Raw genomic sequence first — 24,310 nt, 5'->3', positions numbered from 1 at the left:
CTCGCCCTGCCTGCGGGCAGTGGTCCAACAGAAGAATGCGATGGAATTCAGCGGCTACGCTTCTCAATCATGGAACTGCGCCACCTCCAGCACTTCGTCGCGGTCGCCGAGGACCAGCACTTCACCCGGGCGGCGGAACGCCTCATGGTCTCCCAGTCGGGCCTGTCGGCGTCGATCCGGGCGCTGGAGCGGGAACTGCGGGCCCCGCTGTTCGTCCGCACCACCCGTCGGGTGACCCTGACCGAGGCCGGGCGCGCCCTGCTCGGCGAGGCCGAGCGGATCCTGGCACAGGTCCGGGCGGCTCACGAGGCGGTGGCCGCGGTGCAGGGCGTCCTGCGCGGCACGCTGGCGCTCGGCACCGAGCAGTGCATCCCGGGAGTGCATGTGGCCGGGCTGCTCGCGGCGTTCCGGCGGCGCCACCCGGATGTGGAGATCCGGCTGCGGCAGGCGGGTTCGGGCGCGCTGGCCGAGGAGGTCGCCGCCGGGCGGCTGGACCTGGCCTTCGCCTACCGCACGCAGGCGGACACCGACCAGTTGCGGTCCATGTCGCTGACCAGCGAGTCGATGACGGTGCTGTGCCATCCGGACCACCGCCTGGCGTCGCGCGGAGCGGTGCTCACGCCCGAAGACCTGGGCGGGGAGGTCTTCGTGGACTTCCACCCGGACTGGGGGCCGCGGCGCACCACCGACGCGGCGTTCTCCGCGGCGGGCGTACGGCGCACGGTGGCGCTGGAGGTCAACGACGTGCACAGCCTCCTCGACCTGGTCGACGAGAACCTGGGCATCGCGGTCGTACCCCGGCACTTCCGGCACAAGCGCCCGTCGCTGACCGCGCTCCCCCTCAAGACCGCGGCCGGGCCGGAGTACGAGACCGTCGCCCTGCTGCCATCCGAGCGGGCCACCGGACCGGCGGCCCGGGCGTTGATCACCCTGCTCGACGTCGAGGGCCTGGCGTCGCCACCGCCGTGACGCGGAGGGGAGCCGGGATCCGGACGCATGACGGGCGGCGATGCGCGATGGTGGAGCCATGCATGCCAAGGACATCCTCATCGACGGCTACGGCCGCATCCGGGAAGAAGTCCACGCCGCCGTCGACGGCCTGGATCCGGACGACCTCAACGCCCGGCCCACCGCCGACACGAACTCCGTCGCCTGGCTCGTCTGGCACCTCACCCGCGTCCAGGACGACCATGTCGCCGACGCCTTCGACCTCGACCAGGTGTGGCTGTCGCAGGGCTGGGAGAAGCGTTTCGGCCTCGATCTGCCGCGCCACGACACCGGGTACGGGCACAGCCCCGCGAAGGTCGCCAAGGTCCGGGTGGACTCCGGTGACCTGCTGACCGGGTACTACGACGCCGTGCACGAGCAGACCGTTCAGGCCCTGCGGGGTCTGGCCGCCAAGGACCTCGAGCGCATCGTCGACGAACGCTGGGACCCGCCGGTCAGTCTCGGCGTTCGCCTGGTGAGCGTCCTGTCCGACGATCTGCAGCACGCCGGACAGGCCGCCTACGTACGGGGACTGCTTCAGAGCGCGGCCTCGTAACCGGGCAGGACCACGTCCCGGATGAGGGCGCTGCGCTCGTCGAACGGGATGAACGCGCTCTTGACCGCGTTCACCGTGACGGTGCGCAGGTCCTCTAGGGTCCAGCCCGCCTCCTCGACCAGCAGGGACATCTCCCGGGTCATCGTCGTGCCGGAGACCAGACGGTTGTCGGTGTTGAGGGTGACCCGGAAACCGAGGTCCTTCAGGGCGGTGATGGGGTGCTCGGCGATCGAGGTGGCGGCGCCGGTCTGGAGGTTGGAGGTCGGGCACATCTCCAGGGCGACACGGCGGTCGCGCACCCAGCCGGCCAGGCGGCCGAGCTTTCCGTCCACGATGTCCTCGGTGATGCGGACTCCGTGGCCGATGCGCTGGGCGCCGCAGACCTGGAGGGCCTGGTGGATGCTGGGCAGGCCGTGCGCCTCGCCCGCGTGGATGGTGAAGGGGACGCTCTCGCTGCGCAGGTGCTCGAAGGCGGCCAGGTGGTCGGCGGGCGGGAAGCCGTCCTCGGCGCCGGCGATGTCGAAGCCGAGGACACCGGCGTCACGGTAGGCGACGGCCAGGTCCGCGATCTCGCGGGTCCGGTCGAACATGCGCATGCCGCACAGCAGCGTGCCGACGCGCACCGGGGTACCGGCGGCCGCCGCCTTCGCCATGCCGGCGGCGAGCCCCTCCTGGACGGTCTCGACGACCTCGTTCAGGGTCAGCCCGCCGTGGACCATCAGCTCGGGGGCGTAGCGCACCTCGCCGTAGACGACGCCGTCCTCGGCGAGGTCGAGCACGTACTCCTCGGCGGTGCGCAGCAGGCCCTCGCGGGTCTGCATCACGGCGAGGGTGTGCTCGAAGGTGGCTATGTAGCGCACCAGATCGCCGGAGTTGGCGGCGTCGTAGTACCAGGCGGCCAGTTCGCCGGGGTCGGTGGTGGGCAGGGTGTGGCCGACCTCCCGCGCGAGCTCGACGACGGTGGCGGGGCGCAGGCCGCCGTCGAGGTGGTCGTGCAGGACGGCCTTGGGCAGGCGGCGGAGGGTGTCGGTGTCGATGCGCGGGGCGGTCATGTGCGGTGGTTCCTCGACGGGTTGTTCTTCAGGGGACGCGGCGGGTTGCTCTTCGGGGGATCAGCCAGGGGGACTACTCGGCGGGCTGAAGGAGGTCCCAGCGGTTGCCGTACAGGTCCTGGAAGACGGCGACCGTGCCGTACGGCTCGTGCCGCGGCTCCTCAAGGAAGGTGACGCCCGCGGCGGTCATCCGGGCGTGGTCGCGGGCGAAGTCGTCGGTGTGCAGGAAGAAGCCCACACGCCCGCCGGTCTGGTCACCGACCCGGCCGCGCTGCGCCTCGTCCTTGGCCCGGGCGAGCAGCAGACCCGTGCCATGGCCGTCGGCACCGGGCTCCACCACGACCCACCGGGACCCGTCGCCCCTCGGCTCGTCGGCCACGAGCCGGAACCCCAGGGCGTCGGTGTAGAAGCGGATCGCGGTGTCGTAGTCGTCGACGACGAGGGTGACCAGGGCGATGCGTGTCATGGGGCCTTCCGGGTGCGGCGTGCGGCGTGCGGCGTGCGGCGCGGGAGCAGGGAGTTATACGTAACACGTAGCGTACGGCATACCGTCGAGCGCTCCGGTGTGGGCTGCGCCACCCCCGGTCGGACTCAGTGGCGGTGCGGTTTCAGTGCGCCTCTTCGCCCTGGGCGACCTCGACCTCGTGGTGGAAGCCGATGACGCCGGTCGCCGAGGCACAGGCGGACACGGCGGCGCAGGCGACGAGGAGGGCGGCGATCGAGCGGGCAGTCCGGTGCGGGGTGCGCGGGGCGGTCAGGAGGGCGGCGACCCGTTGGGGCACGGGCCCGGCGGTCGCGGCGGGCAGGAAGGCGGGCCGTTCGTCGGGCGCGGTGCGGGTGGCGAGGGCGGCGCGGCCGATCGCCCGGGCGGTCAGTCGCCGGTCGCCGACCACGACCGCGGCGGCCTCATCGGCGGCGCGCTCGACCGCGAGCCGGATGACCGGCGCCACGGACCGCAGCCCGGGGTGGCACAGGGCGGCCAGTTCGGCGACCGCGAGGAAGTAGTGGTGCCCGGCCGCGTTGTGGGCCCGCTCATGCGCGAAGAGCGCCTCGCGCTCGTCGGGGCTGAGACTGCGCAGCATCCCGGTGGTGACGACGATGCGGTGCGGTCGCCCGGGCAGCGCGTACGCGTCCGGGCGTGGGGAGTCGATCACGCACAGGTCGCCCGCGGGGGTGCGGCGGTCGGCCTCGCTGGTGGCGGCGCGGAACGCCCGGGCCTGCCGCAGCACGGTACGGCACAGGGTCCACAGGCACACGGCGAGCCCACCGACCGAGAACGCCGCCGCCGGCACGACGAACAGGTCCGAGCCGGCCCGCAGCGGGCGGACCAGGTCACCGAGCGCGGCGAACAGCGGCAGTTCCAGCAGCCCGGTGAGCACGAAGGCGCCGAGCGCGGTCAGGGAGCAGCATGCGAGGACGACCGTGCAGCAGGTCACCACCCACAGCGCGGCCTGGGGTGCGAGCCGCTCGAGGGCGCGCCGCGCCAGCGGGGGCATCACGAACGGCAGCGCGAGCGGGAGGAGCAGCAGGAAGGTCACTGCTCACCGGATTCCAGCAGGTCCCGCAGGACGCGCTCGTCGTCTTCGCTGAGCTGGGCGACGAAGCGGGCCAGCACGGTGTGCCGGTCGCTGTCCCGGTCGAGTTCGGTGTGCATGCGCCGGGCGGTGAGCCCGTGGGCGTCCTGGACGGGGAAGTAGGCGTAGCCGCGGCCCTGGCGGCGGCGGTCGACGATGCCCTTCTCGTGCAGCCGGGACAGGATCGTCGTGACCGTCGTACGGGCGAGGCCGGCGCCGAGGCTCTGCTGCACCTGGCCCGGGGTCCGGGGGGCGTCCGCGGCCCACAGTGCGGCCATGACGCTCGCTTCCAGCTCGCCCGCCGGGCGGCGCTCGTCCTTCGCTTCGGCCATGGAATCTTCCTCACCCCGGTTTTCGTCTACATTCCTGTAGACCGTCTACAGAAGTGTAGTCTTCGCGGGTCCGGCCGGGCCGGATCCGCACGTCCATTATGAAAGGGGCTCACCCCCATGGGCGCCGTACCGCGCACCGCACCGCCGTACCCGGCCCCAGCACCGGGGCCGCGGTCGTGAGGCGGGCGGACACGGCCGACCTCGCCGGTTCCACGGCGCTCGGCGCCCTGGCGGCGTTCGTGCTGCTGGCGCTGACCGTGACCGGGCGCGGCGGCGCCCCGCTGTTCGGCGACACGGACCTGCTGCGCTGGTCGCTCGGCCACCGTCCGCCTGTCGCGGTGGCCGCGGCACGCGCGGTGACGTACACGGGGACCGGATTCGTTCCCTACCTCCTGGCCACCGCGGCAGGTGTCGTGATGGGCCGCACGGCGCGCAAAGGCGTTCTCGCCGCCGCTGCCTGCGTCGCCTGTCTGGCCGTCGGCCAGACCGTGCGGTACGGGGTGATGACGCTGGCCACGCGCCCGCGCCCGGAGCGCACGGACTGGGTCACGCACGCCTCGGGCTGGTCGTTCCCCTCGGGCCATACGACGACGGCCGCGCTCACCGCAGGGCTGCTGGCGCTCGCGATCCTCGTCCGTGCCCCGCGCGGCAGAGCCGGCCTCGTGGCCCTCGTGCTCACCTGGGGCGTCTCGGTCGGCCTGACCCGTGTGTATCTGGGGGTGCACTGGTTCTCCGACGTCCTGGGCGGCTGGCTGCTCGCCCTGTGCTGGCTGAGCCTGTGCGCGTACGCCGCCGCCCGGCTGGCTCCGCGGACGTTCGCCGACGCCATGGAGCCGGTGCGGTCCCCGACACCCTGAAGGCTCGGAGTCCGTGTCACATCCCGGCCGGGGATGCGACACGGACTCTCACTCGCCCTGGCGGTGCAGCGCGTCCAGACGGGCCATCTCCTCAGCGGTCAGGCGCAGCGCGCCCGCCGCCACGTTCTCCACCAGGTGGTCGGGGTTGCCGGTGCCCGGGATGGCCAGGACGTGCGGGCCCTGCTGGAGCGTCCACGCCAGGCGGACCTGGGCGGGGGTGGCGCCGTGGGCCCGTGCGATCGCGTCGACCTCGTCCGCCTCGTCACCGGACGGCCCCTGTTCGGCGCCCTTGCCCGCGATGGCGAAGAACGGCACGAAGGCGATGCCCTGTTCGCCGCATATCCGCAGCAGTTCGTCCGCTTCCGGATCGGGCCGGTGGAGCCCGTACTGGTTCTGTACGCACACCACGGGCGCGATCGCCTGCGCCTCGGCGAGGTGGCGGGTCCTGACGTTGGATATGCCGAGGTGCCGGATCAGCCCGGCCTCGCGCAGTTCGGCGAGCGCGCCGAAGTGCTCGGCGATGGATTCCTGCCGCATGCGGCGGAGGTTGACCACGTCCAGGTGGTCACGGCCCAACTGCCGCAGGTTCTCCTCGACATGGCCTCGCAGCTGGTCTGGCCGGGCGGAGGTGCCCCACTCCCCCGAGTAGTCCCGGTAGGGGCCGACCTTCGCGACGATCACCAGGTCGTCCGCATACGGCGCCAGCGCGCTGTTGATGATCTCGTTCGCGGAGCGCAGCGACGAGAAGTAGAAGGCGGCCGTGTCGATGTGGTTGACACCGAGTTCGATCGCCCTGCGCAGCACGGCGATCGACTGCTCGCGGTCGCTCGGCGTCCCGAGGTGGAAGGCGGCGCTGCCCGTCAGCCGCATCGCGCCGAAGCCGATGCGGTGGACGGGCAGGTCGCCGAGTTTCCAGGTGCCCGCGGCGTCCGCGGTGATCGTCTGTGAGGTCATGGGTGGATCATGCACATACTCCGGGGCTCCGGCGCACGCCCTTTAGGGATACGTATACGTGTTCAGGGTGCTGACGGAGGAGGCCGGGTCTCCGAGGTCGTAGCGGTCCACGGCCAGGTAGTTGGGCTTCTTGCGGGCGGCCGGCTGGCAGAACCGCTGGGCGCGGTCGGTGAGTTTGGTGTTGTCCGTGCGCGCCGTGGACGAGATCGTCGCGTCGCGGAAGTGGTTCATGACGAACAGCGGGCGGAAGCCCGGTTCGGTGCGGGTCAGCGGAATGTTCGTGTTCGCGTCGTACCAGCGGCTGTGGCAGGACCAGTCGGAGGAGCCGATGCCCGAGCCCATGGACCAGTAGTTCTCGACGGTCCAGTCCTTCTGGTACATCACACCGAAGCTGTCACGGGTGAGCCCGGCCGCCTCGTCGGCGGAGCGGCTGTGGTCGGTGAAGATCAGCAGTCGGTGGTTCGCGGCGATCAGATCGGCCATCTTCGGCCAGCCGTTCTGCTTCACCCCCGTCTGGTCGGGTCGGTAGAGGACGTCGGACAGGCCGCTCACACGGGCCAGTTCGCCGCGCAGGACGCCCGGGTCGACGTAGTCCTCGAGGAAGACGGTGATGAACTGATCGGGGTGGGCCTTGAGGAAGTCCACCATCCGCTGGACGTCCACCCACAGGGCGACCGGACTGCTGACCAGGGTGCAGCTGTTGTGGCAGAGGATCGCACCGTCGGGGGTCTGATGGATGTCCAGCATGAAGCCGCGCACGCCGTCGGCGAGTTGCTGGTTGATCCCGCGCGCCTGGTTGGGTACGAGGTTGACGAAGGGCGGGGCGAAGCCGCCGTCGACGCCGTTGGCGTAGGCGTTGTGCGCGGTGAGGAAGGTGACCTGGTCGAGGGTGCGCCGGTCGGCGGACGGCATGGGGCTGGTGGGCGAGGTGACCGGGGTGAGGTACCAGGAGGCGAGGCCGCTCGCGGAGCCGATGGCGAGCTGGGCGGGGTAGTTGGCACCGGAGGCCTTGGCGGCCACGGTCAGGTAGCGGTCGGTTCCGGGCGCCTTGAGTGTGTACTGGTCGCCTCCGGCCTGGGTGATGTCCCAGGCCGCGTCGGCGCTCGCGCAGGCGACGGTGCGGGCCTGGTCGCCCGAGCGGCCGAGGCAGCTGCCCGCCGTGTCGGCGCTTTCCAGGAGGTACGAGGATCCGCTCGCTCTGAGGTTCCACTGCTGGTGGTCCTCGTTGCCCTTGGGATTGTGCTGTTCGACGGCTCCCCCGTGGTCGGCCGCGTCGAGCCCGGTCGTGACGCTCTGGACGTAGTAGGCGCCGGCGGCGGGGAGCGCGGCGGCCGCGTGGGACGGAGAGGCCACGGTCGCGGCGGCCAGCACGGTGGCCGCGGCGAGCAGGGCGTGGGGGGTTCGCATGAGGTGACCCTTCGGTCGAGGATCAGGATGGTCAGGTGCATGACACCACGCCAGCCGACCGGACGTCAGGAGGGGCGACGTCCATGTGGTGAAATCCGCAGCCATGTGACCGCGTGACTCGGCGGCGCTGCGCGGCGTCCTGCGTCGTCCCGACTCCTGCGCATCGGACAATCGTCCTCATGGCCACCACAGCTCACCCTCTCGTCGCCCGTGCCCGACAGCTCGCCGCCGACGTCCTGGCACCGCAGGCGGAGCGTGTCGACCAGGAGGGCGTGCCCGTGAGCCACATCGAGGCCGTCAAGCGGTCGGGGTTGCTCGGGGTGAGCGCCCCGGTGGAGTACGGCGGCTCGGGCGCGCCCGCCGCGGTGGCTCGGGAGACCGCCGAGATCCTGGCGGGGGCGTGCTGCTCGACGTGGTTCGTGCAGACCCAGCACCACACTCCGGTGCTGACGCTGGCGCAGAGCGAACTGCCCGTGCGGGAGCGCCTGCTCGGCCCGCTGGCGCGCGGGGAGCTGCTGTCGGGGGTGGCGTACGCCCATCTGCGGTCGTATCCGCGCATGCCGGTGCGGGTCAGGCGGGAGCGGGACGGGTGGAGGTTCGACGGGACCGTGCCCTGGTACACCGGTTGGGGCCTGAACGACGTGATGCTGCTCGCCGGGGTGACCGACGCCGGCGAGGCGCTGTTCGCCTTCACCGAGGCCCGCGACCAGCCGGGGCTGCGGGCGTCGGCGCCGCTGCGGCTGGCGGCGCTCACCGCGGCCCGCACGGTCACGCTGGAACTGGACGGGCTGTGGCTGCCGGAGGACGCGGTGGCGCTGCGGACGCCGTACGAGCGGTGGGCGGCCGCCGACCGGCCGAAGACGGTGAACACCTCACCGGCGGTGTTCGGTGTGGCTCGGGCGGCGCTCGGCCTGCTGGACGACGACACCGCAGCGCCCCTGGGGGCCCGGCTCGGCGAGCTGAGGGGCCGGGCGTACGCGCTGGCCGACCAGGCGGCCCCGCACGAACGCCTTCAGGAGCGGCTGGCGCTCAGGACGCAGGCGTACGAGGTGCTGCGCGTGGCCACCACGGCGGCGGTGGTGGCCGGCGGGGGCCGCGCGATGATGCTGACGAGCACGGCCCAACGGCTCGCCCGCGAGGGGATGTTCCTGCTGGTGCAGGGCCAGACGGCCCAGTCGCGCCGAGCGCACCTCGACCACCTGGCGGCCCTCGGTTCAGCTCGCGAAGGGGACCTGTGACGCGAGGGCGTCCCGCGCCCCGGACGGATGCCGCCACAGCCCTTCCGCCGCCAGCCTCGGCAGCACCCCCTCCCCGAACCAGTACGCCTCCTCCAGATGCGGATAGCCGGACAGCACGAACTCCTCGATGCCCAGCGCCGCGTACTCCCTGATCCGGTCGGCGACCTCCTGGTGGCTGCCGACCAGTGCCGTGCCGGCGCCGCCGCGCACCAGTCCGATCCCCGCCCACAGGTTGGGGTGGATCTCCAGGCCGTCCCTGCCTCCGCCGTGCAGCGCGAGCATCCGCCGCTGTCCCTCGGACTCGCTGCGGGCGAGCCCGGCCTGGACGGACGCCACGGTCTCGGGGTCGAAACCGTCGAGCAGCCGGTCGGCCTCGGCCCACGCCTGCTCGGCGGTGTCGCGCGTGATCACGTGCAGCCGGATGCCGAACCGCAGGGTCCGGCCCTCCTTCGCGGCGAGCGACCTGATCCACGCGACCTTCTCGGCGACCTGGGCCGGCGGCTCTCCCCACGTGAGGTAGACGTCGACGTGCCGGGCCGCGATCTCCCCCGCGACGGGCGACGACCCGCCGAAGTACACCTCGGGGACCGGGTCGGGGACCCGGGCCAGCTTGGCGTCCTCGACCTGGAGGTGCTCGCCGTGCAGGTCGACGGTCTTGCCTTCCCACAACTCCCGTACAATCTCGAGGAATTCACCGGTACGCCGGTACCGCGCGTCCTTGTCCAGGAAGTCGCCGTAGGCGCGCTGCTCGTGGCTCTCGCCGCCGGTGACGACGTTGAGGAGGAGCCGTCCGCCCGTCTGCCGCTGGAAGGTGGAGGCCATCTGCGCGGCGAGGGTCGGCGAGACGAACCCGGGGCGGAAGGCCACGAGGAACTTCAGGCGCTCGGTGTTCTGGCTGACCATCGCGGTGGTCAGCCACGCGTCCTCGCACCAGGCACCGGTCGGGGTGAGCGCTCCGACGAAGCCGAGGTCCTCGGCGGCGCGGGCGATCTGGGTGAGGTAGGCGACCGTCGGCGGCCGGTCCCGCCCGGAGGCGGTCGCCGGGGTGCCGTGGCCGCCGCCGACCACATGGCGGCTGTCGCCGTTGGTGGGCAGGAACCAGTGGAAAGTGAGGGACACGAAGGTCTCCGTTCCGTGAGTGTCTGTCAGAGGAGGCCGTGGCGGGGCGGCCTCGTGCCGTTCAGCACATAGCGGCCGATGTGCTGGATCTTCCAGCGGGCCGGGTCGTGCAGCGTGTGGGTGCGGGCGTCGCGCCAGTGCCGGTGCAGGTTGAGCGAGTTCACCGCCGAGCGGGTGCCGGACACCTCGAACAGGGCTCCCGCCACCTCCACGGCGGCCTGGGCGGCCCGTACCTTCGCGGCGGCCACGGCGATCGACGCCTCGGCCGCCGAGTCGTCGGTGAGGCCGGCGCGGGCCGTGTCCACCGCGCGGGCCGCCTCACGCAGCAGTGCCTCGGCGGTGCGCACCTGGAGGGCGAGTTCGCCGAACCGCTGGATCAGCAGCGGGTCCTCCGCGGCGGTGTCGACCCCGCTCTCGAACCAGGGGCGGCTCTTGGCCCGTACGAACTCCGCGGCCTCGGCCAGGGCGCCGGCCGCGATGCCCGCGTCGATGGCCGCGTGCAGCAACTGTGCGACTGCGCCGTGGAGTTGGGGCCCCTCGAAGGTGAGGTGGTGCGGGAAGACCCGGTCGGCGGGCACCGGCACGCCCACCAGGCGGACGGTGCCGCTGGCGGTGGTGCGCTGGCCCATGCCGTCCCAGTCGTCGATCACCGTCAGCCCGGGGGCGTCGCTCGGTACGAAGGCGACCTGCAGGTTGCCGTTGTCGTCTCGGGCCAGCACGGGGATCCAGTCGGCGAACAGGGCGCCGGTGGAGTAGTGCTTGACGCCGTTCAGGAGGTACGAGCCGTCGGGCAGGGGCTCCAGACGGGTGCGGATGTCCTGGACGTGCTTCGTACCCGCCTCCGACTGGGCGTTGCCGAAGCGGCGGCCGGCGAGCAGCTCGGCGAAGAAGAACTTCTGCTGCTGCGGTGTCCCCTGGCGGCGGATCACGTTGACGTAGGCGAAGTGGCTCTGCGGGATCTGGGCGAGGCTGCCGTCGGCCGTGGCGAGCAGCCGGAAGATCTCCGCGAGGGTCCCCGTGGTGACGTCGGCGCCACCGTGCTCGGCGGGCACGGTGACGGCCAGCAGCCCGGACGTGGAGAGCCTGTCCAGCTCCTCACGCGGCAGAGTGCGGTCGGCGTCGCGCCGGGACGCCCCGGCCCGGAAGTCGTCGGCCAGGGCGGCTGCCACGACGAGGGCCTCGGAGTCGTCGGCGATCACATGGGCGGTGGTCATCCCGCCGCCGCCAGGACAGGGGTGTGCCCGAGGGCCGCCGAGAACTGGTCGACCACCTGCAGGAGCGCCTCGGTGGCGGCCGGCGCGATGACGAGGGAGCCGTCCTCCTGGACGGTGATGTCCTTGTCGAGGGTGAACCAGCCCTGGACGATATGGGCTGCCCCCATGGAGTTGAGGACGGGCCGGAGGGCGTAGTCGATGGCCAGGACATGGGCGGTGCTGCCGCCGGTGGCCAGGGGCAGCACGGTCTTGCCGGTGAGCGCGTACTGCGGGAGCAGGTCGAGCAGTGCCTTGAGGACACCGGAGTAGGAGGCCTTGTAGACGGGGGTGCCGACGACGACTCCGTCGGCGCGGGCGAACAGCTCGGTCGCCTCGACGATGGCGGGGTGGCGGAAGTCAGCGCCGAGCAGGGCCTCGGCGGGGACGGTACGCACGTCGAGCGGGACCACCTCGTGGCCCTGCGCGGTCAGGCGCTGGTCCAGATGGCGCAGCAGGCGGTTGGTGCGCGAGGAGACGGAGGGGCTGCCGGAGACGGACAGGACGGTGGCCATGGAGTCCTCTTTCGGGAGGCTTTGTCGAGAGGGGGCGCCGCCGTGCGGGAGGCGCCCCGTCGGTCGAGCGGTCAGGAGTACCAGGTGGGCTCGGGCAGTTCGCCTTCGAGGACCCAACGGCCGACCTCGCGCCGCTTGTAGGCGACCGGGTCGTGCAGCGTGTGTGTACGGACGTTGCGCCAGAAGCGGTCCAGGCCCTCGGCGGCGGACGTGGACCGGGCACCGGTGACCTCGAAGATGCGGCTGGAGATCTCCAGCGCGACGTCGGTGGCGCGCGCCTTGACCGCCGCCACCCGCACCTCGAACTCGCCGCGGGCCTGTTCGGTGACGGCGTCGGGGTCGTCGTGCAGCTTCTGACCCTCGGCGGCGACGGCGTCGGCGAGCGCCTCGACCGCCCAGAGCTTCGCGGTGAGGTCGCCGTAGGTGTCGATGACGTGCGGCTCGTCGACCGCGCGTCCGTGGCCGCCGTGCAGCCAGGACCGCGCCTTGGTGCGGGTGTAGGTGGCGGCCGTCTCCAGCGCGCCGGCAGCGATGCCGAGGTAGAAGTTGACGAACACGAGCTGGATGGTGGGGACGTTGAGCGTGTTGTAGACGCGCGGCCGGAACTCCTTGTCCACGTAACCGGCCGCAGAGGACCACGGCGTGCGCACCCCGTCCAGGGTGACGCTGCCGCTCTCGGTGAGCCGCTGGCCGATGTTGTCCCAGTCGTCGTGGAAGGTCAGACCCTCGCTGGCGGAGGGCACGATCGCGAAGACGTGCTGGTCGGTGCCCTCCAGGACGCCCTCAAGGACGGTGACGTCGGAGACCTTGCTGCCGGTGGAGAAGGACTTGCGACCCGTGAAGACGAGGTCGTCGCCGTCCTCGGTGACGACCACGTCCTTGTCGCGGGGGTTGACGGCGCCGCCGAAGAACCAGCGGTTGCGGCCGGCCTCGGCCTCGACGTGCTCCCACTGCTCGCGGGTGCCGACCAGACGGGCGGCCCAGAACCACAGGTAGTGGTAGCCGAGGAGCTGGCCGATGGAGCCGTCGGCCTTGGCGACCTCGCGGACGACACGGTAGGCGGTGGGCCAGTCCTGGCCCGCGCCACCGTGCTCGGTGGGGCCGAGCAGGGTTACCAGGCCGGAGTCCTTCAGCAGGCGGACCTCGGCGTAGGGGGTGGCGCCGGCGCGGTCGCGTTCGGCGGCGTCGGTGGCGAGGACGGCGGCGACCTCGGCGGCGCGGGCGATCCACTCCTGGGCGGTGGTCGGGGCGGGGCGGGTGGTCCAGTCGGTGGGTGTGGCGGTGCTCATGCTGCGGTGACCTCTTTCTTGCCGTGCGGTGCGGAGGACGGGGGGCGGTCAGGCTCGGACGGTCACGGAGGCGGAATCGCTCTCGGGCAGTTCGGCCTCGAGTTCGCGCACGAGGGGCAGCACGCGCTTGCCGAAGTACTCGACCTCCTCGTGGTAGTGCAGGAATCCGAGCAGGAAGAGGTCCACGCCGAGCTTCTTGTAGGCGACGATGCGCTCGGCGATCTGTTCCGGAGTGCCGATGAGGCCTGTTCGGAAGCCGTCGTTGTACTGGACCAGGTCCTCGAAGGCGGAGTCCTGCCACATGCCCTTGCCGTCGGCGGTGGACTGCCCGGCCTGCTTCACCGCGGCGCCGAAACCCTCGACGGCCTCGGTGTCGGCCTTGGCGACGATCTCGCGCAGGGTGCTGTGTGCCTCGGCCTCGGTGTCGCGGGCGATGAGGAAGCCGTTCAGCCCGAACTTCGGTGCCCCCCGGCCCACTTGAGCGGCGGCAGCCCGCACGTCGCCGATCTGCTCGACGACCCCGTCGAAGTCCCTGCCGTTGGAGAAGTACCAGTCGGAGACCCGGCCGGCCATCTGCCGGGCGGCGGTGGAGTTGCCGCCCTGGAAGATCTCCGGGTGCCGGCGCTCGGGGGTGTTGAGGGGCTTGGGCTTGAGGGAGAAGTCGCGCAACCGGTAGAAGTCGCCGGCGAGTTCGGCGTGGTCCTCGGTCCAGATCTTTCGCAGGGCGGTGATGAACTCCTCGGAGCGGCGGTAGCGTTCGTCGTGCTCCAGCCAGGGCTCGCCGAGCGCGGTGAACTCGCCCTTGAACCAGCCGGAGACGACGTTCACGGCGAACCGTCCGCCCGAGAGGTGGTCTGCGGTGGCGCCGAGCTTCGCGAGAACGCCCGGGTGCCACAGGCCGGGGTGGACGGCGGCGATGACCTTCAGCCGCTGGGTGGCGAGCAGCAGGGCGAGGCTGAAACTGGTCGACTCGTGCTGGTACTCGGCGCCGTAGCTGGCCATGTAGCGCACCTGGCTGAGCGCGTACTCGAAGCCGTTGTTCTCGGCCAGGACCGCGAGTTCGCGGTTGTAGTCGTAACCCCAGTCGGTGCGCTGCTCGATCGTGCTGGTGACGAGTCCCCCGCTGACGTTGGGGACCCAATAGGCGAATTTCACGGGCGCTGCGGGCATGCGGAACTCCTGTTGCGGATGGTCGCGGTGTCGCGGATGGTCCGCGGAATGGGCGGGAACCCCGAATTCACGGCATGGCAGTGCCCCGAATTCAGGCCCTGAGGGAAAAGCACCGCGCACCTCGGCCCGTCGGGCAGGTGCGGTGCGGGAGGAAACGGGCGCGGCGGATCCGGAGGCGGATCAGGCCGCGGGGCAACAGGAGGCGCTGGAGACGCGCGCCAGATCGACGTGGCGCCGCCGCGTGAGGTCCAGTCGCATCGTCATGCCGTCGATCGTGGCAGCAGCCGGATGGGGCAGTCAAGGAAAACCCGACCGTTCTCGCATCGCGGACCATTGAATTTCACGAAGGTGTGACAGGGAAACCCTTGAACGACTTCCGGTGGAACCCGCATTCTGCGGCGATGCGAACGGAACAGCTCGAATACATCACGGCCGTGGTCCGATTGGGTTCGCTGCGCCGGGCGGCCGAGGAACTGCGCCTGTCGCAGCCCGCGTTGAGCGAGACGGTGCGGAATCTGGAGCGCGAACTCGGCGTCGACCTGCTGGAGCGCAAGCGGTCCGGTGCCACGATGAGCGCCGAGGGACGGGAACTGCTGCCGCACATCGTCAATGTGCTGGACGCGGTGGACCGGTTGCGGACAGCGGCGGGCGAGCAGCACCGCATCAGCCGGACAGTGCGACTCGGCACGGTGAACGCGGCGACCGTGCCGCTGCTCATCCCGGTGATGCGGGAGTTCCACGCCAGGCATCCGCTGACGCAGGTGGAGGTGGTCGCCGCACAGCAGACCGACATCCACCGGGGCCTGCTGGAGGGCGGCTTCGACCTGGGTCTGGTGAACCACCTCGACGGCGACGACATGCCGGCCGGTTTCGACAGCCTGGAACTGCTCCGAGGGCGGCCGGTGGTGTGCCTGCGCCCGGACAACCCACTGGCGGCCCTGCCGGCCGTTCCGGTCGCGGACCTGCTGACCGAGCCGTTCATCGCCATGCGCTCCGGCTACGTGATGCACCGGTACGTGCACCGGCTCCTCGGGGAACGGGCTTCGTCCTTCTCCTACTCGACGGACGGCGCGGAGCTGGGCAAGCTGATGGTGGCGCAGGGGCTCGGCGCGACGGTGCTGCCCGACTTCAGTGTGATCGGGGATCCACTGGAACGCCGGGGCCTGATCACCTGCCGGCCGCTCGCCGACGACACCACCACCCGAGTGCTGCTGATGCTGCGGCGGCGCCGGGCGGAGTCCGTGCCGAGGGCCGCTCAGGAGCTGTACGAGGCGTTCGTCCGCAAGGGGCGGGAACTGGGGCCTGCTCCGGAAGCCGCGCCGGTGCAGGCCCGGGACGGGATGCCGACCGGCAGCGGTCCGTCACCGGGCCTTGCGGCGTCGCCGGCTTCGGGGGTGTCCCGCCCCGGGTGACGCGTCCGCTCAGTTCTCGTCGCGGTCCCTGCCCGGGACCACCACGAGGAACGCGTCCGACTTCAGGTCCATGACCACCTTGGCGGGCTTGCCCTCGGCTCGACGCTGCGCCGCGTACTCCTCCGCCGGCCACGATCCGCGCGGAGCTCCAGCAGGGAACCGCTCCAGCACCTTCGCGCCCATGGGGTCGACACCTCCAGCATCGATCATCGACTCGAACCGACAACTTCCTGCATAACGCCTGCCCGGCGGGGGCGCCGATATGTCTTGCTCGCGGAAAACATCCCTTCGCCGTGTCCGGAAGCACTCGTTCTGTGGAAGTGATCGCTGAGACGACTTCGACGCGAGGGAGCCAGGCGGATGAACGGAGGCCCTGCCGGGCCGGGGCTGCGCTGCCTGGTGACCGGCGCCACGGGATACATCGGCGGCCGGCTCGTCCCGGAACTGCTGGCCGCGGGGCACCAGGTGCGCTGCCTGGCCCGTTCCCCGCAGAAGGTGAGCGGCCACCCGTGGGCGGCCGAGGTCGAGGTGGTGGCCGGAGACGTCACGCAGGCCCGGTCCGTCGCCGACGCACTGCGCGGCATGGACGTCGCGTACTACCTGGTGCACGCCCTGGGCACGGGCCGCGACTTCGAGGAGACGGACCGCACGGCCGCGCGGATCTTCGGGGAACAGGCCCGTGCCGCGGGTGTGCGGCGCATCGTCTATCTGGGCGGCCTCACCCCGGCGGACGTGCCCGAGCGTGAGCTGTCCCCGCATCTGCGGTCGCGCGCCGAGGTCGGCCGCATCCTGCTGGGCTCCGGCGTTCCGACCACGGTGCTGCGGGCCGCCGTCATCATCGGCTCGGGCTCGGCCTCCTTCGAGATGCTGCGCTATCTCACCGAGCGCCTGCCCGTCATGGTCACCCCGCGCTGGGTCCGCACCCGGATCCAGCCGATCGCGGTGCGGGACGTGCTGCGGTTCCTGGTCGGCAGCGCGACGATGCCGTACGACGTCAGCCGCGCCTTCGACATCGGAGGGCCGGAGGTGCTGACGTACCGGGACATGATGGTCAGGTACGCGGCTGTCGCCGGCCTTCCGCGCCGGGGCATCGTCTCCATCCCGGTCCTCACCCCGCGCCTGTCGAGTCTCTGGATCGGCCTGGTGACTCCCGTTCCCCCGTCGATCGCACGGCCGCTCACCGAGTCGCTGCGCCATGAGGTCGTCTGCCGCGACCGCGACATCGAGCGGTACGTTCCCGTCCCCGCGTCAGGTCCGATCGGTTTCGACGAGGCGGTCCGGCTGGCCCTGCAGCGCGTGCGCGACGCCCAGGTCACCACCCGCTGGTCGTCAGCCTCGCCGCCCGGGGCGCCGAGCGACCCGCTGCCGACCGATCCCGACTGGGCGGGCGGCAGCCTCTACACGGACCGGCGCGAACTCGTCGTCGACGCCTCGCGCGAGGCCCTGTGGCGAGTCGTCGAGGGCATCGGCGGCGAGAACGGCTGGTATTCCTTCCCTTTGGCCTGGGCGGCACGGGGCTGGCTCGACCGGCTGGCCGGAGGCGTCGGGCTGCGCCGGGGGCGACGCGACGCGCACCGGTTGCGGGTCGGGGACTCGCTGGACTTCTGGCGGGTGGAGGAGATCCAACCCGGGCATCTGCTGCGCCTGCGGGCCGAGATGCGGCTGCCGGGCCTCGCCTGGCTGGAGCTGTACGCCGAACAGGACGAGAACGGGCGGACCCGGTATCGCCAGCGGGCCCTGTTCCATCCGCACGGGCTGCTCGGTCACGCCTACTGGTGGGGGGTCTCCCCTTTCCACGCCTTCGTGTTCGGAGGCATGGCGCGCAACATCGCGCGGGCCGCCGCCAGGGCGCCGCGCACCGGTCCGGCCGAGCCCCGGCCCACCCCGTGATGTCCGCGCCGACGGGGAGCGGACCGCGGCCGGCCCTCTCTCCCCCGGAGTTCACGTCATGCACGTCTCGGTCGTCCTGTTCACCTCCGACCTGCGTCTGCACGACCACCCGCCGCTGCGGGCGGCCCTGACCCGCCCCGGACAGGTGGTGCCGCTCTTCGTGCGCGACCGGGGAGTGGCGGCCGCCGGATTCGCCGTTCCCAACCGGCTGGCGTTCCTCGCCGACTGCCTGCACGACCTCGACGCGGGGCTGCGCGCCCGGGGCGGGCGGCTCGTCGTCCGGTCCGGGGACGTGGTCGACGAGGTGTGCCGGGTGGTCACCGAGGTGGACGCGGCCGACGTTCACCTGGCGGCGGACGTCAGCGCCTACGCGCAGCGACGCGAGGCGCGGCTGCGGCGGGAGTTGGAGGCCCAGGGGTGCCGGCTGTGGGTGCACGACACCGTCAACACGGTCGTGCCACCGGGAACGGTGACCCCGGTCGCCTCCGACCACTTCGCCGTCTTCACCCCGTACTTCCGGCGGTGGTCCGGGCAGCGGCTGCGCGACACGTCGGGCGCGCCGCGTGCCGTGCGGGTGCCGGACACCGCCGGATCGGAGGAACTGCCCGTACGCGAAGGTAGTACGGCGGTCTCGGAAGGGCTGCCCGCCGGTGGTGAGACGGAGGGCAGGAAGCGGCTCACGGCGTGGCTGCGCAGCGGCCTCGCCGCTTACGGGGACCGGCAGGACGACCTGGCGGGCGACGCCACGTCCCGTCTGTCACCGCATCTGCACTTCGGCACCCTCTCCCCCGTCGAGGTCGTCCACCGGGTGCGGCAGGCGGGCGGCCCGGGCGCCGAGGCCTTCGTACGGCAGATGGCGTGGCGGGACTTCCACCGTCAGGTGCTCGCCGCGCGGCCGGACGCGGCCACCGCCGACTACCGCACGCGAGGGGACCGCTGGCGGTCCGAGAGCGCGGCGCGCGCGGACGTCGAGGCGTGGCGGGAGGGCCGTACGGGTTACCCGGCGATCGACGCGGCGATGCGACAGCTGCGGCACGAGGGGTGGATGCCGGGCCGGGCCCGGCTGCTGGCCGCGAGCTTCCTCACCAAGACCCTGTACGTGGACTGGCGCGTCGGAGCGCGCCACTTCCTGCGGCTGCTGGTCGACGGCGACGTCGCCAACAACCAGCTGAACTGGCAGTGGGTGGCCGGGACGGGCACCGACACCCGGCCCAACCGGGTCCTGAACCCCGTCGTCCAGGCCAGGCGGCACGACCCGGACGGCGCGTACGTGCGCCGCTGGGTGCCCGAACTCGCCGGGGTCGAGGGGCCCGCGGTGCATGAGCCATGGCGACTGAGGGGCCGGGAACGGGCCGCGTGCGGCGCCTACCCGGATCCGGTCGTCGACCTGTCCGACGGCCTGGCCCGCTTCAGACGAGCCCGAGGACTGGGCTGAAATGCCCATACCACCCGAGCCTTACACATAAAGAAAAGATAAGAGCACAACGAGCGTACGCGGCTCTCCCCCGCATTTCACCCCGGATGCGGTCAGGCCGTGCACAGTCGAAGGAGAGACCAGTCATGGCTGACGTCTCACACAGCAGAGGGGACATGGCGACCCACCCCGATGTCTCAGAGATGCGGACCCGCTACGCCCGCATGCTCGGTGGTCGCGATGTGGCGCTCGTGGACGGACCGGTGTTCCTGCTCGGTCTGTACTGCGCCGCATCCCCGTGGATACTCCACTACACGACCAGCCAGCCGCCGCTTGTACCGCACAACCTCATCATGGGGATCGCGTTCGGCCTGCTGGCCCTCGGATTCACCATCATGCCGGAGAGGATGTACGGCCTGAGCTGGGCCATGTGCGCGATGGGCACATGGATGATCATCTCGCCGTGGATCGTCGGCAGCGGCCCGGACACCGGAGTCGTGGTCAACAGCATCGTCATCGGCGCACTCGCCGTGGTGCTGGGTGTCCTCTGCGCGGGCGCGGCGGCGAAGAGCCCACCTCGCCCGTAACGGGAACCCGTCGGCCGGTCCGCAACCGCGGACCGGCCTCATGGCCGGCGGAATAACCGTTCGCCCGGGTCCCCCATCGAGCCGCACACTGGCGCGATGAGTCGAACCGTCAGTGCGTGGGTGACGTCCGGCGAGGACGTCCTCGGTGTCACCGGACCGTTTCCCGTGGACGTTCCCTGGTGGTCGGAGGTCGAGCAGGTCGTCGGGCGGCTGGAGGAGGTGCTCGGGGTCCCGGTGACGGTGCTGCGGCTGCTGACGGTGGACGGCGGCGAAGGCGGACGGGACGGTCACGCGACCTACCACGTGGAGGCGTGGGAGCGCCCGGCGCCCGGGCTGCTCGGTCAACGGGCCGCTCCGGAGGGGCTGTTGGCGGGGGACGCGACACTCCGAATGCCGTGGGCGTGTGTGGACGGACTGCGGGAACTGCTCGACTGGGGCATCCGTACGCTCCAGACGGCGGGACGCCCCGTCACCGGCCGCGTCGAGCAGCGGCGGACCTGGAATCTGGCGGGACTGTTCCGGCTGCCCACCGCGTCCGGACCCGTCTGGCTCAAGGCGACACCGCGCTTCGCCGCCGACGAGGCGGCCGTCGCCGACGTGTTCGCGCGGGTGGACGCGGGGCTGACGCCGACGGTCGTCGGCCGGGGCGAGCGGCGGATGCTGATGGAGCACGTACCCGGCAGGGACTGCTGGGGGGCGTCCGCCGACACGGTGACGGCGGTGATGCAACGGTTCGTGGCGGCCCAGGCCGCGCTCGCGCGCAGCCGCCCCGCCGTGCTCCGGGACTGGCGCGTCCCGGTGCTCGCGGCCCGGGGGCAGGCGCTGCTCGACGGGCCGCTCGGGGCGGAGCTGGACGGTGAGGAGAGGCAGGCCGTGCGGGACTTGGCGGCCCGCCGGCGGCAGCTGGAGGACTGCGGTCTGCCCGACACGGTGGTGCACGGCGACTTCCATCCGGGCAACTGGCGCAGCGACGGCGGCCGTCCGGTCGTTCTGGACTTCGCGGACGCCTACTGGGGCAACCCGGTGGTGGACGGCCTGCGCGCCATCGACTACCTCCCCGAGGCGGCCCGGCCTGCGGCGGCCCGGGCCTGGGCAGCCGCCTGGGCGGCGCACGTGCCGGGAAGCGCCCCGTCCCGTGCCCTCCGTCTCGCCGAGCCGCTCGCCCATCTCATGCACGCCATCCGCTATCAGGAGTACCTCGACGGTATCGAGGCCTCGGAGCGGCCCTACCACGAGGGTGATCCGGTGACGGTGATCCGCAGGGCGGTGCGCGCCGTGCGCCACCCGAGCCCGTTCCTCACGGGAGCGGGGGACTGAAGGGCGATGGATCACGCGGAAGCGCTGCTCATCGGTGGACGTGCCGGTGTCGGCAAGACGACGGTCGGCTGGGAGGTATCGGCACGGCTGCGGGCCGCCGAAGTCGCCCACGCCGTGATCGACGGCGACTTCATGGGACAGGTGCACCCGGCGCCGGACGGTGATCCCCACCGCGCCGAGATCACCGAACGCAACCTCACCGCCGTGTGGCGGAACTACACCTCGCTCGGCTGTCGGCGGCTCGTCTACACGAACACGGTCAGCGTGCTCGACGAGTCCACGGGCATGTTCCGGCGGGCGATGGGCCCGCAGGCCCGGCTCGTCCGTGTGTTGCTGACCGCGACCGACGACACGATCGCCCTCCGGCTGAAGGGCCGTGAACTCGGGTCGGAGCTGGAGCAGGAGCTGCGCGCCAGCACGTACAAGGCGCGGCTGCTGGACGCGCGGGCGCCCGTCGGCACCGTTCGGGTGGCGACCGACGGGCGTGACGTCGTCGACATCGCGCGAGAGGTGCTGGCCGCCACCGGGTGGGTGTGACTCCGCCGCCGAGTAGAGGTGACCTGCGACTGCGACCGGGGGGATCCTGCCATCGGGGGAATCCCCATCCGGGGATCAGGCCACCGAGGGTGACCACTCCCCAGGGGGACGTGGTTCCACCCCGTCCCGCTCTCACGTGCCCGCCGGTTCCGCCTCCGCCGTCCTGACGTACTCCTCCCTGATCTCCTTCGGGCCGAACGGCCAGACCTTCTCCAGCCGGGCCCCCACCACGAACGCCACGCAGCCGAGCGCCAGCCAGGCCAGGGACCACTCGATGGGGTGGCGGCCCGGGGAGTTCTTGTCCGCGTAGCCGTGGATCACCAGCCAGCCGACGAGCGCGACGACGCCCGGCACCGGGTACAGCCACATCCGGTACGGCCGGGGCAGTGTCGGCTGCCGCTTGCGCAGCACGGTCACGGCCACGATCTGCGCCAGCGGGTGCGGTACGCGATGCACCTGCCGGGCTCGGGTCGGGCCGGGCTCTTCGGCTGGATGCGCGAGGAGCTGGGCCTGCCGCTGGAGGTGCACAACGACGCCGACCTGGCCGCCCTCGGCGAGTACACGTACGGGGTCGGCGCGGGCAGCCGCCTGTTCGCGTACATCCTCATCGGGACCGGGCTGGGCATGGGGGTCGTCAGCGAGGGACGGCTGTTCACGGGCGCGCACGGCGGAGCCGGGGAGATCGGGTTCCTGCCGTGGCCAGGACGGCAGAAGCCCCAGAGGCTGGAGGACGCGGTGTCGGGCATCGCCGTCGTCGAGTCCGCGCGGGCGTTCGGCATGACGGGGCAGCTCACGGCGAAGTCGGTGTTCGACGCGGCCCGGCAGGGTCATCCCGCCGCGGCCGAGGCCGTGCGGCTGGAGGGCGAGCGGATCGCCCACACGGTCGCCGCGGCCGCCGCGGTGCTCGACCCCGACCTGGTGGTCCTGGGCGGCGGTGTGGGCCACAGCGTCGACCTGCTGTTGCGTCCCGTGCGGGAGACGCTGCGCACCCTCACTCCGCTGCGCCCGAGGATCGCCCCGAGCGGGCTGGGCGAGGACGCGGTGCTGCTCGGCGCGCTGGCGACGGCGCTCGGCACGGCCCGGGACGTGGTGTTCGAGCGCAGGTCCACCACCTCCTGACCGGCTCCCGACGGCCGGCGGCATCCCGCCGCAGTAAGGGGGTGGGCCCTTGGCGAGAGGCCCACCCTCGTGCGGCTCAGCTCACGTTGAGCGCCGTGTCGTCGAGGACGAACGACGTCTGCAGGCTGGAGCCCTCGGTGCCGGTGAACTTGAGGGTGACGGTCTGTCCGGCGTAGCCCGCCAGGTTGAAGCTGCGCTGGGTGTAACCGCCGGCGGCGTTGAGGTTGGAGTACGTCGCCAGGGTGCTCAGGACCGTGCCGGAACTGTTCAGGAGCTGGACCTTGAGCGTGTCGTACGCCGTGCTCGTGGTGGTCTCCGCCGTGTCGATGTGCAGGTAGAAGCTCAAGGTGGCGGAGGTGCAGGCGGACGGGACGGTCACCGTCTGGGAGAGGGTGTCGGTGTGCGCGGAGCCGTAGCCGTCCAGCCAGGCGTAGTACGAGCCCGTACGGGGCGACTCGCTGCTGGAGTTGGTGATGACGCCACTGCTGGTGGTCCAGGTGGTGCTGCCGGACTCGAAGCCGTTGTTGCCGAGGAGCTGGGCGGCGGTGCAGGAGGTCGAGCCTCCGCCGCCGGTTCCGCCGCCGCTGCTGCCGCTCGCTCCGGAGAGCCATTCGGTGGCGTTCAGGGCCAGGGCGGCGTTGGTGGCGCCGGAGTCGTTCCAGCCGTCGTACAGCGTGTTGCCGGACTGGCCGGTGCCGTCGTCGATGGGTGAGCTGTCGCCCCAGAAGGCGACCCGGCCGCTGCCGAAGGAGGACGTCAGGAAGAAGGCGCCGGTGTTGCCCGAGTAGCCGCTGCGGTAGAGCAGGCCCTTGACGGAGGAGTTGTCGGACGGCTTGAGCGTGGCGGTGGTCCCGTTGGCGATGAGGCTCTTGGTGACGGTGCCGAAGGAGCCGTGCAGCACCGGGTCGGTGCTGTCGCTGATCGCGGCCGGGTAGCCGGAGGTGATGTTCAGCGAGTCGATGGAGAAGCCGAACGGGTCGGTCGAGTCGACGCTGTTGTTGGTCATCAGGTCGTTGAGGATCTCGACCGCGTCGTTGCCGTCGTTGTTGCGGTCGGCGCCGGTGTGGTCGGAGATCATGAACAGTCCGCCGCCGTTCTTGACGAAGTTCATGATCGCCGTCTTCTCGGCGGAGGTGAAGAGGGTGTTCGGTTCGGGCAGGACGAGGGTGTCGAAGTTCTTCAGGTCCAGCGAGGAGGAACCGCCGTAGCTGAGGCTGGAGCCCGACGGCAGTGTCTTGAGGCTGTAATTGCCGGTCTTCTGCAGGGCGACGCCCCAGGAGGAGAGGGCTCCGGTCCAGTCCGTCTCGGCGGACGGCGTGGAGTCCTGGCCGAGCGGGTCGGGCTGGCTGGTGGAGATGATCCAGTCGGCGTTGCCGGCGGTCTCCGCGTGCGCGTTGTCGAACAGTACGCGGTGCGGAGTGGCCGCGTGGGCCTCGGTCGCGGCCGTGGTGGCCTGGACGGCGGCCCCCGTGGCGAGCAGGCCGCACACGGTGAGGACCGTGGTGAGTCTGTGGCGGGGCCTGGTGAGTCCGAGCATCCGGCGAACCTCCATGGGGAGTTGGGGAGAGGAGCGGTTGCGGGTGCCAGTCTGCGCGCGTAGATCTCCGTCGCGGGTCTGCGCGCGTAGAGTTCCTTCATACGCCGCCCGTGCGACGGACTGTTGAACGGTACATGGCAGGACGGGGCCCGGTCATGAGAACACCCTCCCGACAGGCCGAGGATTGACTCTCCATT

24 protein-coding genes and 2 pseudogenes are annotated in these 24,310 nt (G+C 71.8%); 11 read left to right on the top strand and 15 right to left on the bottom strand.

Annotated elements, in window-relative coordinates; translation table 11 throughout:
* Positions 1–69 precede the first annotated feature (69 nt).
* Both SY2F82_RS15315 and SY2F82_RS15310 read left to right on the top strand, forming a co-directional pair.
* On the top strand, positions 70–969 hold the full coding sequence (locus tag SY2F82_RS15315) for a LysR family transcriptional regulator (protein ID WP_200419623.1): 900 nt from the start codon (positions 70–72) through the stop codon (positions 967–969).
* Positions 970–1,027: 58 nt separating this feature from the next.
* Positions 1,028–1,543, top strand: a complete 516-nt coding sequence (locus SY2F82_RS15310; RefSeq protein WP_200419622.1) for a DUF664 domain-containing protein — start codon at positions 1,028–1,030, stop codon at positions 1,541–1,543.
* On the opposite strand, the gene SY2F82_RS15305 is transcribed toward SY2F82_RS15310, so the two are convergent.
* The 4 genes from SY2F82_RS15305 to SY2F82_RS15290 form a co-directional block, all read right to left on the bottom strand.
* Positions 1,525–2,595, bottom strand: coding sequence for an adenosine deaminase (locus SY2F82_RS15305; protein ID WP_200419621.1), 1,071 nt, complete (start codon positions 2,593–2,595; stop codon positions 1,525–1,527). The genes SY2F82_RS15310 and SY2F82_RS15305 overlap by 19 nt on opposite strands.
* A gap of 73 nt (positions 2,596–2,668) precedes the next feature.
* On the bottom strand, positions 2,669–3,061 hold the full coding sequence (locus SY2F82_RS15300) for a VOC family protein (RefSeq protein ID WP_200419620.1): 393 nt from the start codon (positions 3,059–3,061) through the stop codon (positions 2,669–2,671).
* 142 nt (positions 3,062–3,203) lie between these two features.
* A complete protein-coding gene (locus tag SY2F82_RS15295) occupies positions 3,204–4,133 on the bottom strand; it encodes a M48 family metalloprotease (protein WP_236041472.1) in 930 nt (309 codons plus the stop codon).
* Positions 4,130–4,501 carry a BlaI/MecI/CopY family transcriptional regulator gene (locus tag SY2F82_RS15290; protein WP_200419619.1) on the bottom strand — a complete coding sequence of 124 codons (372 nt, stop codon included), beginning with the start codon at positions 4,499–4,501 and terminating at the stop codon, positions 4,130–4,132. The genes SY2F82_RS15295 and SY2F82_RS15290 overlap by 4 nt, the downstream gene beginning before the upstream one ends.
* Before the next feature lie 176 nt (positions 4,502–4,677).
* Between SY2F82_RS15290 and SY2F82_RS15285 the strand changes: the two genes are divergently transcribed.
* Positions 4,678–5,358, top strand: a complete 681-nt coding sequence (locus tag SY2F82_RS15285; protein ID WP_200419618.1) for a phosphatase PAP2 family protein — start codon at positions 4,678–4,680, stop codon at positions 5,356–5,358.
* A gap of 48 nt (positions 5,359–5,406) precedes the next feature.
* Here the strand turns inward: SY2F82_RS15285 and SY2F82_RS15280 are convergent, their stop codons facing one another.
* Both SY2F82_RS15280 and SY2F82_RS15275 read right to left on the bottom strand, forming a co-directional pair.
* On the bottom strand, positions 5,407–6,312 hold the full coding sequence (locus SY2F82_RS15280) for an oxidoreductase (RefSeq protein WP_200419617.1): 906 nt from the start codon (positions 6,310–6,312) through the stop codon (positions 5,407–5,409).
* 42 nt (positions 6,313–6,354) lie between these two features.
* A complete protein-coding gene (locus SY2F82_RS15275) occupies positions 6,355–7,719 on the bottom strand; it encodes an RICIN domain-containing protein (RefSeq protein ID WP_200419616.1) in 1,365 nt (454 codons plus the stop codon).
* Between the two features lie 179 nt (positions 7,720–7,898).
* Between SY2F82_RS15275 and SY2F82_RS15270 the strand changes: the two genes are divergently transcribed.
* Positions 7,899–8,957, top strand: coding sequence for an acyl-CoA dehydrogenase family protein (locus SY2F82_RS15270; RefSeq protein ID WP_200419615.1), 1,059 nt, complete (start codon positions 7,899–7,901; stop codon positions 8,955–8,957).
* Here SY2F82_RS15270 and SY2F82_RS15265 read toward each other — a convergent pair.
* From SY2F82_RS15265 to SY2F82_RS39875, 6 genes are all read right to left on the bottom strand, one after another.
* Complete coding sequence (locus SY2F82_RS15265) at positions 8,934–10,076, bottom strand: LLM class flavin-dependent oxidoreductase (RefSeq protein ID WP_200419614.1); 1,143 nt, start codon at positions 10,074–10,076, stop codon at positions 8,934–8,936. The two genes, SY2F82_RS15270 and SY2F82_RS15265, sit on opposite strands and share 24 nt — an antisense overlap.
* Before the next feature lie 26 nt (positions 10,077–10,102).
* Positions 10,103–11,290 carry an SfnB family sulfur acquisition oxidoreductase gene (locus SY2F82_RS15260; protein WP_200419613.1) on the bottom strand — a complete coding sequence of 396 codons (1,188 nt, stop codon included), beginning with the start codon at positions 11,288–11,290 and terminating at the stop codon, positions 10,103–10,105.
* Positions 11,287–11,841: an NADPH-dependent FMN reductase gene (ssuE, locus tag SY2F82_RS15255; RefSeq protein ID WP_200419612.1), complete on the bottom strand. Its 555-nt coding sequence runs from the start codon at positions 11,839–11,841 to the stop codon at positions 11,287–11,289. Before ssuE ends, SY2F82_RS15260 begins: the two co-directional genes overlap by 4 nt.
* A 71-nt stretch (positions 11,842–11,912) precedes the next feature.
* Entirely contained in the window at positions 11,913–13,130 is a 1,218-nt protein-coding gene (locus SY2F82_RS15250) for an acyl-CoA dehydrogenase family protein (protein WP_200419611.1), read from the bottom strand.
* A 48-nt stretch (positions 13,131–13,178) separates the two neighbouring features.
* Positions 13,179–14,300, bottom strand: a complete 1,122-nt coding sequence (gene sfnG, locus SY2F82_RS15245) for a dimethylsulfone monooxygenase SfnG (RefSeq protein ID WP_200419610.1) — start codon at positions 14,298–14,300, stop codon at positions 13,179–13,181.
* A 180-nt stretch (positions 14,301–14,480) separates the two neighbouring features.
* Positions 14,481–14,558 carry a putative leader peptide gene (locus tag SY2F82_RS39875; RefSeq protein ID WP_353962852.1) on the bottom strand — a complete coding sequence of 26 codons (78 nt, stop codon included), beginning with the start codon at positions 14,556–14,558 and terminating at the stop codon, positions 14,481–14,483.
* A 143-nt stretch (positions 14,559–14,701) separates the two neighbouring features.
* Here SY2F82_RS39875 and SY2F82_RS15240 point away from each other — a divergent pair, with 143 nt between their 5' ends.
* Positions 14,702–15,712 carry a LysR family transcriptional regulator gene (locus SY2F82_RS15240; protein ID WP_200419609.1) on the top strand — a complete coding sequence of 337 codons (1,011 nt, stop codon included), beginning with the start codon at positions 14,702–14,704 and terminating at the stop codon, positions 15,710–15,712.
* Positions 15,713–15,721: 9 nt separating this feature from the next.
* Here the strand turns inward: SY2F82_RS15240 and SY2F82_RS15235 are convergent, their stop codons facing one another.
* Complete coding sequence (locus SY2F82_RS15235) at positions 15,722–15,922, bottom strand: hypothetical protein (protein WP_200420057.1); 201 nt, start codon at positions 15,920–15,922, stop codon at positions 15,722–15,724.
* Between the two features lie 150 nt (positions 15,923–16,072).
* Here SY2F82_RS15235 and SY2F82_RS15230 point away from each other — a divergent pair, with 150 nt between their 5' ends.
* From SY2F82_RS15230 to SY2F82_RS15210, 5 genes are all read left to right on the top strand, one after another.
* Complete coding sequence (locus tag SY2F82_RS15230; RefSeq protein ID WP_200419608.1) at positions 16,073–17,602, top strand: SDR family oxidoreductase; 1,530 nt, start codon at positions 16,073–16,075, stop codon at positions 17,600–17,602.
* A gap of 58 nt (positions 17,603–17,660) precedes the next feature.
* A complete protein-coding gene (locus tag SY2F82_RS15225) occupies positions 17,661–19,037 on the top strand; it encodes a deoxyribodipyrimidine photo-lyase (RefSeq protein ID WP_200419607.1) in 1,377 nt (458 codons plus the stop codon).
* Between the two features lie 125 nt (positions 19,038–19,162).
* The gene (locus SY2F82_RS15220) at positions 19,163–19,603 is read left to right on the top strand and encodes an SPW repeat protein (RefSeq protein ID WP_200419606.1); all 441 of its coding nucleotides are present in this window, start codon (positions 19,163–19,165) and stop codon (positions 19,601–19,603) included.
* A gap of 96 nt (positions 19,604–19,699) precedes the next feature.
* A complete protein-coding gene (locus SY2F82_RS15215; protein WP_200419605.1) occupies positions 19,700–20,920 on the top strand; it encodes an aminoglycoside phosphotransferase family protein in 1,221 nt (406 codons plus the stop codon).
* 6 nt (positions 20,921–20,926) lie between these two features.
* Complete coding sequence (locus SY2F82_RS15210) at positions 20,927–21,457, top strand: hypothetical protein (protein ID WP_200419604.1); 531 nt, start codon at positions 20,927–20,929, stop codon at positions 21,455–21,457.
* Positions 21,458–21,589: 132 nt separating this feature from the next.
* Here the strand turns inward: SY2F82_RS15210 and SY2F82_RS15205 are convergent.
* A pseudogene (locus SY2F82_RS15205) lies at positions 21,590–21,892 on the bottom strand (amino acid permease); the annotation flags it as partial.
* Between SY2F82_RS15205 and SY2F82_RS15200 the strand changes: the two are divergent.
* A pseudogene (locus SY2F82_RS15200) lies at positions 21,887–22,576 on the top strand (ROK family protein); the annotation flags it as partial. The pseudogenes SY2F82_RS15205 and SY2F82_RS15200 sit on opposite strands and share 6 nt — an antisense overlap.
* 76 nt (positions 22,577–22,652) lie before the next feature.
* Here SY2F82_RS15200 and SY2F82_RS15195 read toward each other — a convergent pair.
* Positions 22,653–24,113 (bottom strand): hydrolase, encoded by a 1,461-nt coding sequence (locus SY2F82_RS15195; RefSeq protein ID WP_200419603.1) that lies wholly within the window; start codon positions 24,111–24,113, stop codon positions 22,653–22,655.
* Positions 24,114–24,310: the final 197 nt, after the last annotated feature.

This window comes from Streptomyces sp. Y2F8-2, from assembly GCF_014905555.1.
Taxonomy (GTDB): domain Bacteria; phylum Actinomycetota; class Actinomycetes; order Streptomycetales; family Streptomycetaceae; genus Streptomyces; species Streptomyces cynarae.
Note: the sequence above shows the minus strand (reverse complement) of the source record. Positions and strands in the feature narration are given on the sequence as shown.

Coding starts and splice junctions, on each gene's coding strand:
- SY2F82_RS15315 (WP_200419623.1), top strand. CDS start 70: ATGGAACTGCGCCACCTCCAGCACTTCGTCGCGGTCGCCGAGGACCAG.
- SY2F82_RS15310 (WP_200419622.1), top strand. CDS start 1,028: ATGCATGCCAAGGACATCCTCATCGACGGCTACGGCCGCATCCGGGAA.
- SY2F82_RS15305 (WP_200419621.1), bottom strand. CDS start 2,595: ATGACCGCCCCGCGCATCGACACCGACACCCTCCGCCGCCTGCCCAAG.
- SY2F82_RS15300 (WP_200419620.1), bottom strand. CDS start 3,061: ATGACACGCATCGCCCTGGTCACCCTCGTCGTCGACGACTACGACACC.
- SY2F82_RS15290 (WP_200419619.1), bottom strand. CDS start 4,501: ATGGCCGAAGCGAAGGACGAGCGCCGCCCGGCGGGCGAGCTGGAAGCG.
- SY2F82_RS15280 (WP_200419617.1), bottom strand. CDS start 6,312: ATGACCTCACAGACGATCACCGCGGACGCCGCGGGCACCTGGAAACTC.
- SY2F82_RS15275 (WP_200419616.1), bottom strand. CDS start 7,719: ATGCGAACCCCCCACGCCCTGCTCGCCGCGGCCACCGTGCTGGCCGCC.
- SY2F82_RS15270 (WP_200419615.1), top strand. CDS start 7,899: ATGGCCACCACAGCTCACCCTCTCGTCGCCCGTGCCCGACAGCTCGCC.
- SY2F82_RS15260 (WP_200419613.1), bottom strand. CDS start 11,290: ATGACCACCGCCCATGTGATCGCCGACGACTCCGAGGCCCTCGTCGTG.
- ssuE (WP_200419612.1), bottom strand. CDS start 11,841: ATGGCCACCGTCCTGTCCGTCTCCGGCAGCCCCTCCGTCTCCTCGCGC.
- SY2F82_RS15250 (WP_200419611.1), bottom strand. CDS start 13,130: ATGAGCACCGCCACACCCACCGACTGGACCACCCGCCCCGCCCCGACC.
- sfnG (WP_200419610.1), bottom strand. CDS start 14,300: ATGCCCGCAGCGCCCGTGAAATTCGCCTATTGGGTCCCCAACGTCAGC.
- SY2F82_RS39875 (WP_353962852.1), bottom strand. CDS start 14,558: ATGCGACTGGACCTCACGCGGCGGCGCCACGTCGATCTGGCGCGCGTC.
- SY2F82_RS15240 (WP_200419609.1), top strand. CDS start 14,702: ATGCGAACGGAACAGCTCGAATACATCACGGCCGTGGTCCGATTGGGT.
- SY2F82_RS15235 (WP_200420057.1), bottom strand. CDS start 15,922: ATGATCGATGCTGGAGGTGTCGACCCCATGGGCGCGAAGGTGCTGGAG.
- SY2F82_RS15230 (WP_200419608.1), top strand. CDS start 16,073: ATGAACGGAGGCCCTGCCGGGCCGGGGCTGCGCTGCCTGGTGACCGGC.
- SY2F82_RS15225 (WP_200419607.1), top strand. CDS start 17,661: ATGCACGTCTCGGTCGTCCTGTTCACCTCCGACCTGCGTCTGCACGAC.
- SY2F82_RS15220 (WP_200419606.1), top strand. CDS start 19,163: ATGGCTGACGTCTCACACAGCAGAGGGGACATGGCGACCCACCCCGAT.
- SY2F82_RS15215 (WP_200419605.1), top strand. CDS start 19,700: ATGAGTCGAACCGTCAGTGCGTGGGTGACGTCCGGCGAGGACGTCCTC.
- SY2F82_RS15210 (WP_200419604.1), top strand. CDS start 20,927: ATGGATCACGCGGAAGCGCTGCTCATCGGTGGACGTGCCGGTGTCGGC.
- SY2F82_RS15195 (WP_200419603.1), bottom strand. CDS start 24,113: ATGCTCGGACTCACCAGGCCCCGCCACAGACTCACCACGGTCCTCACC.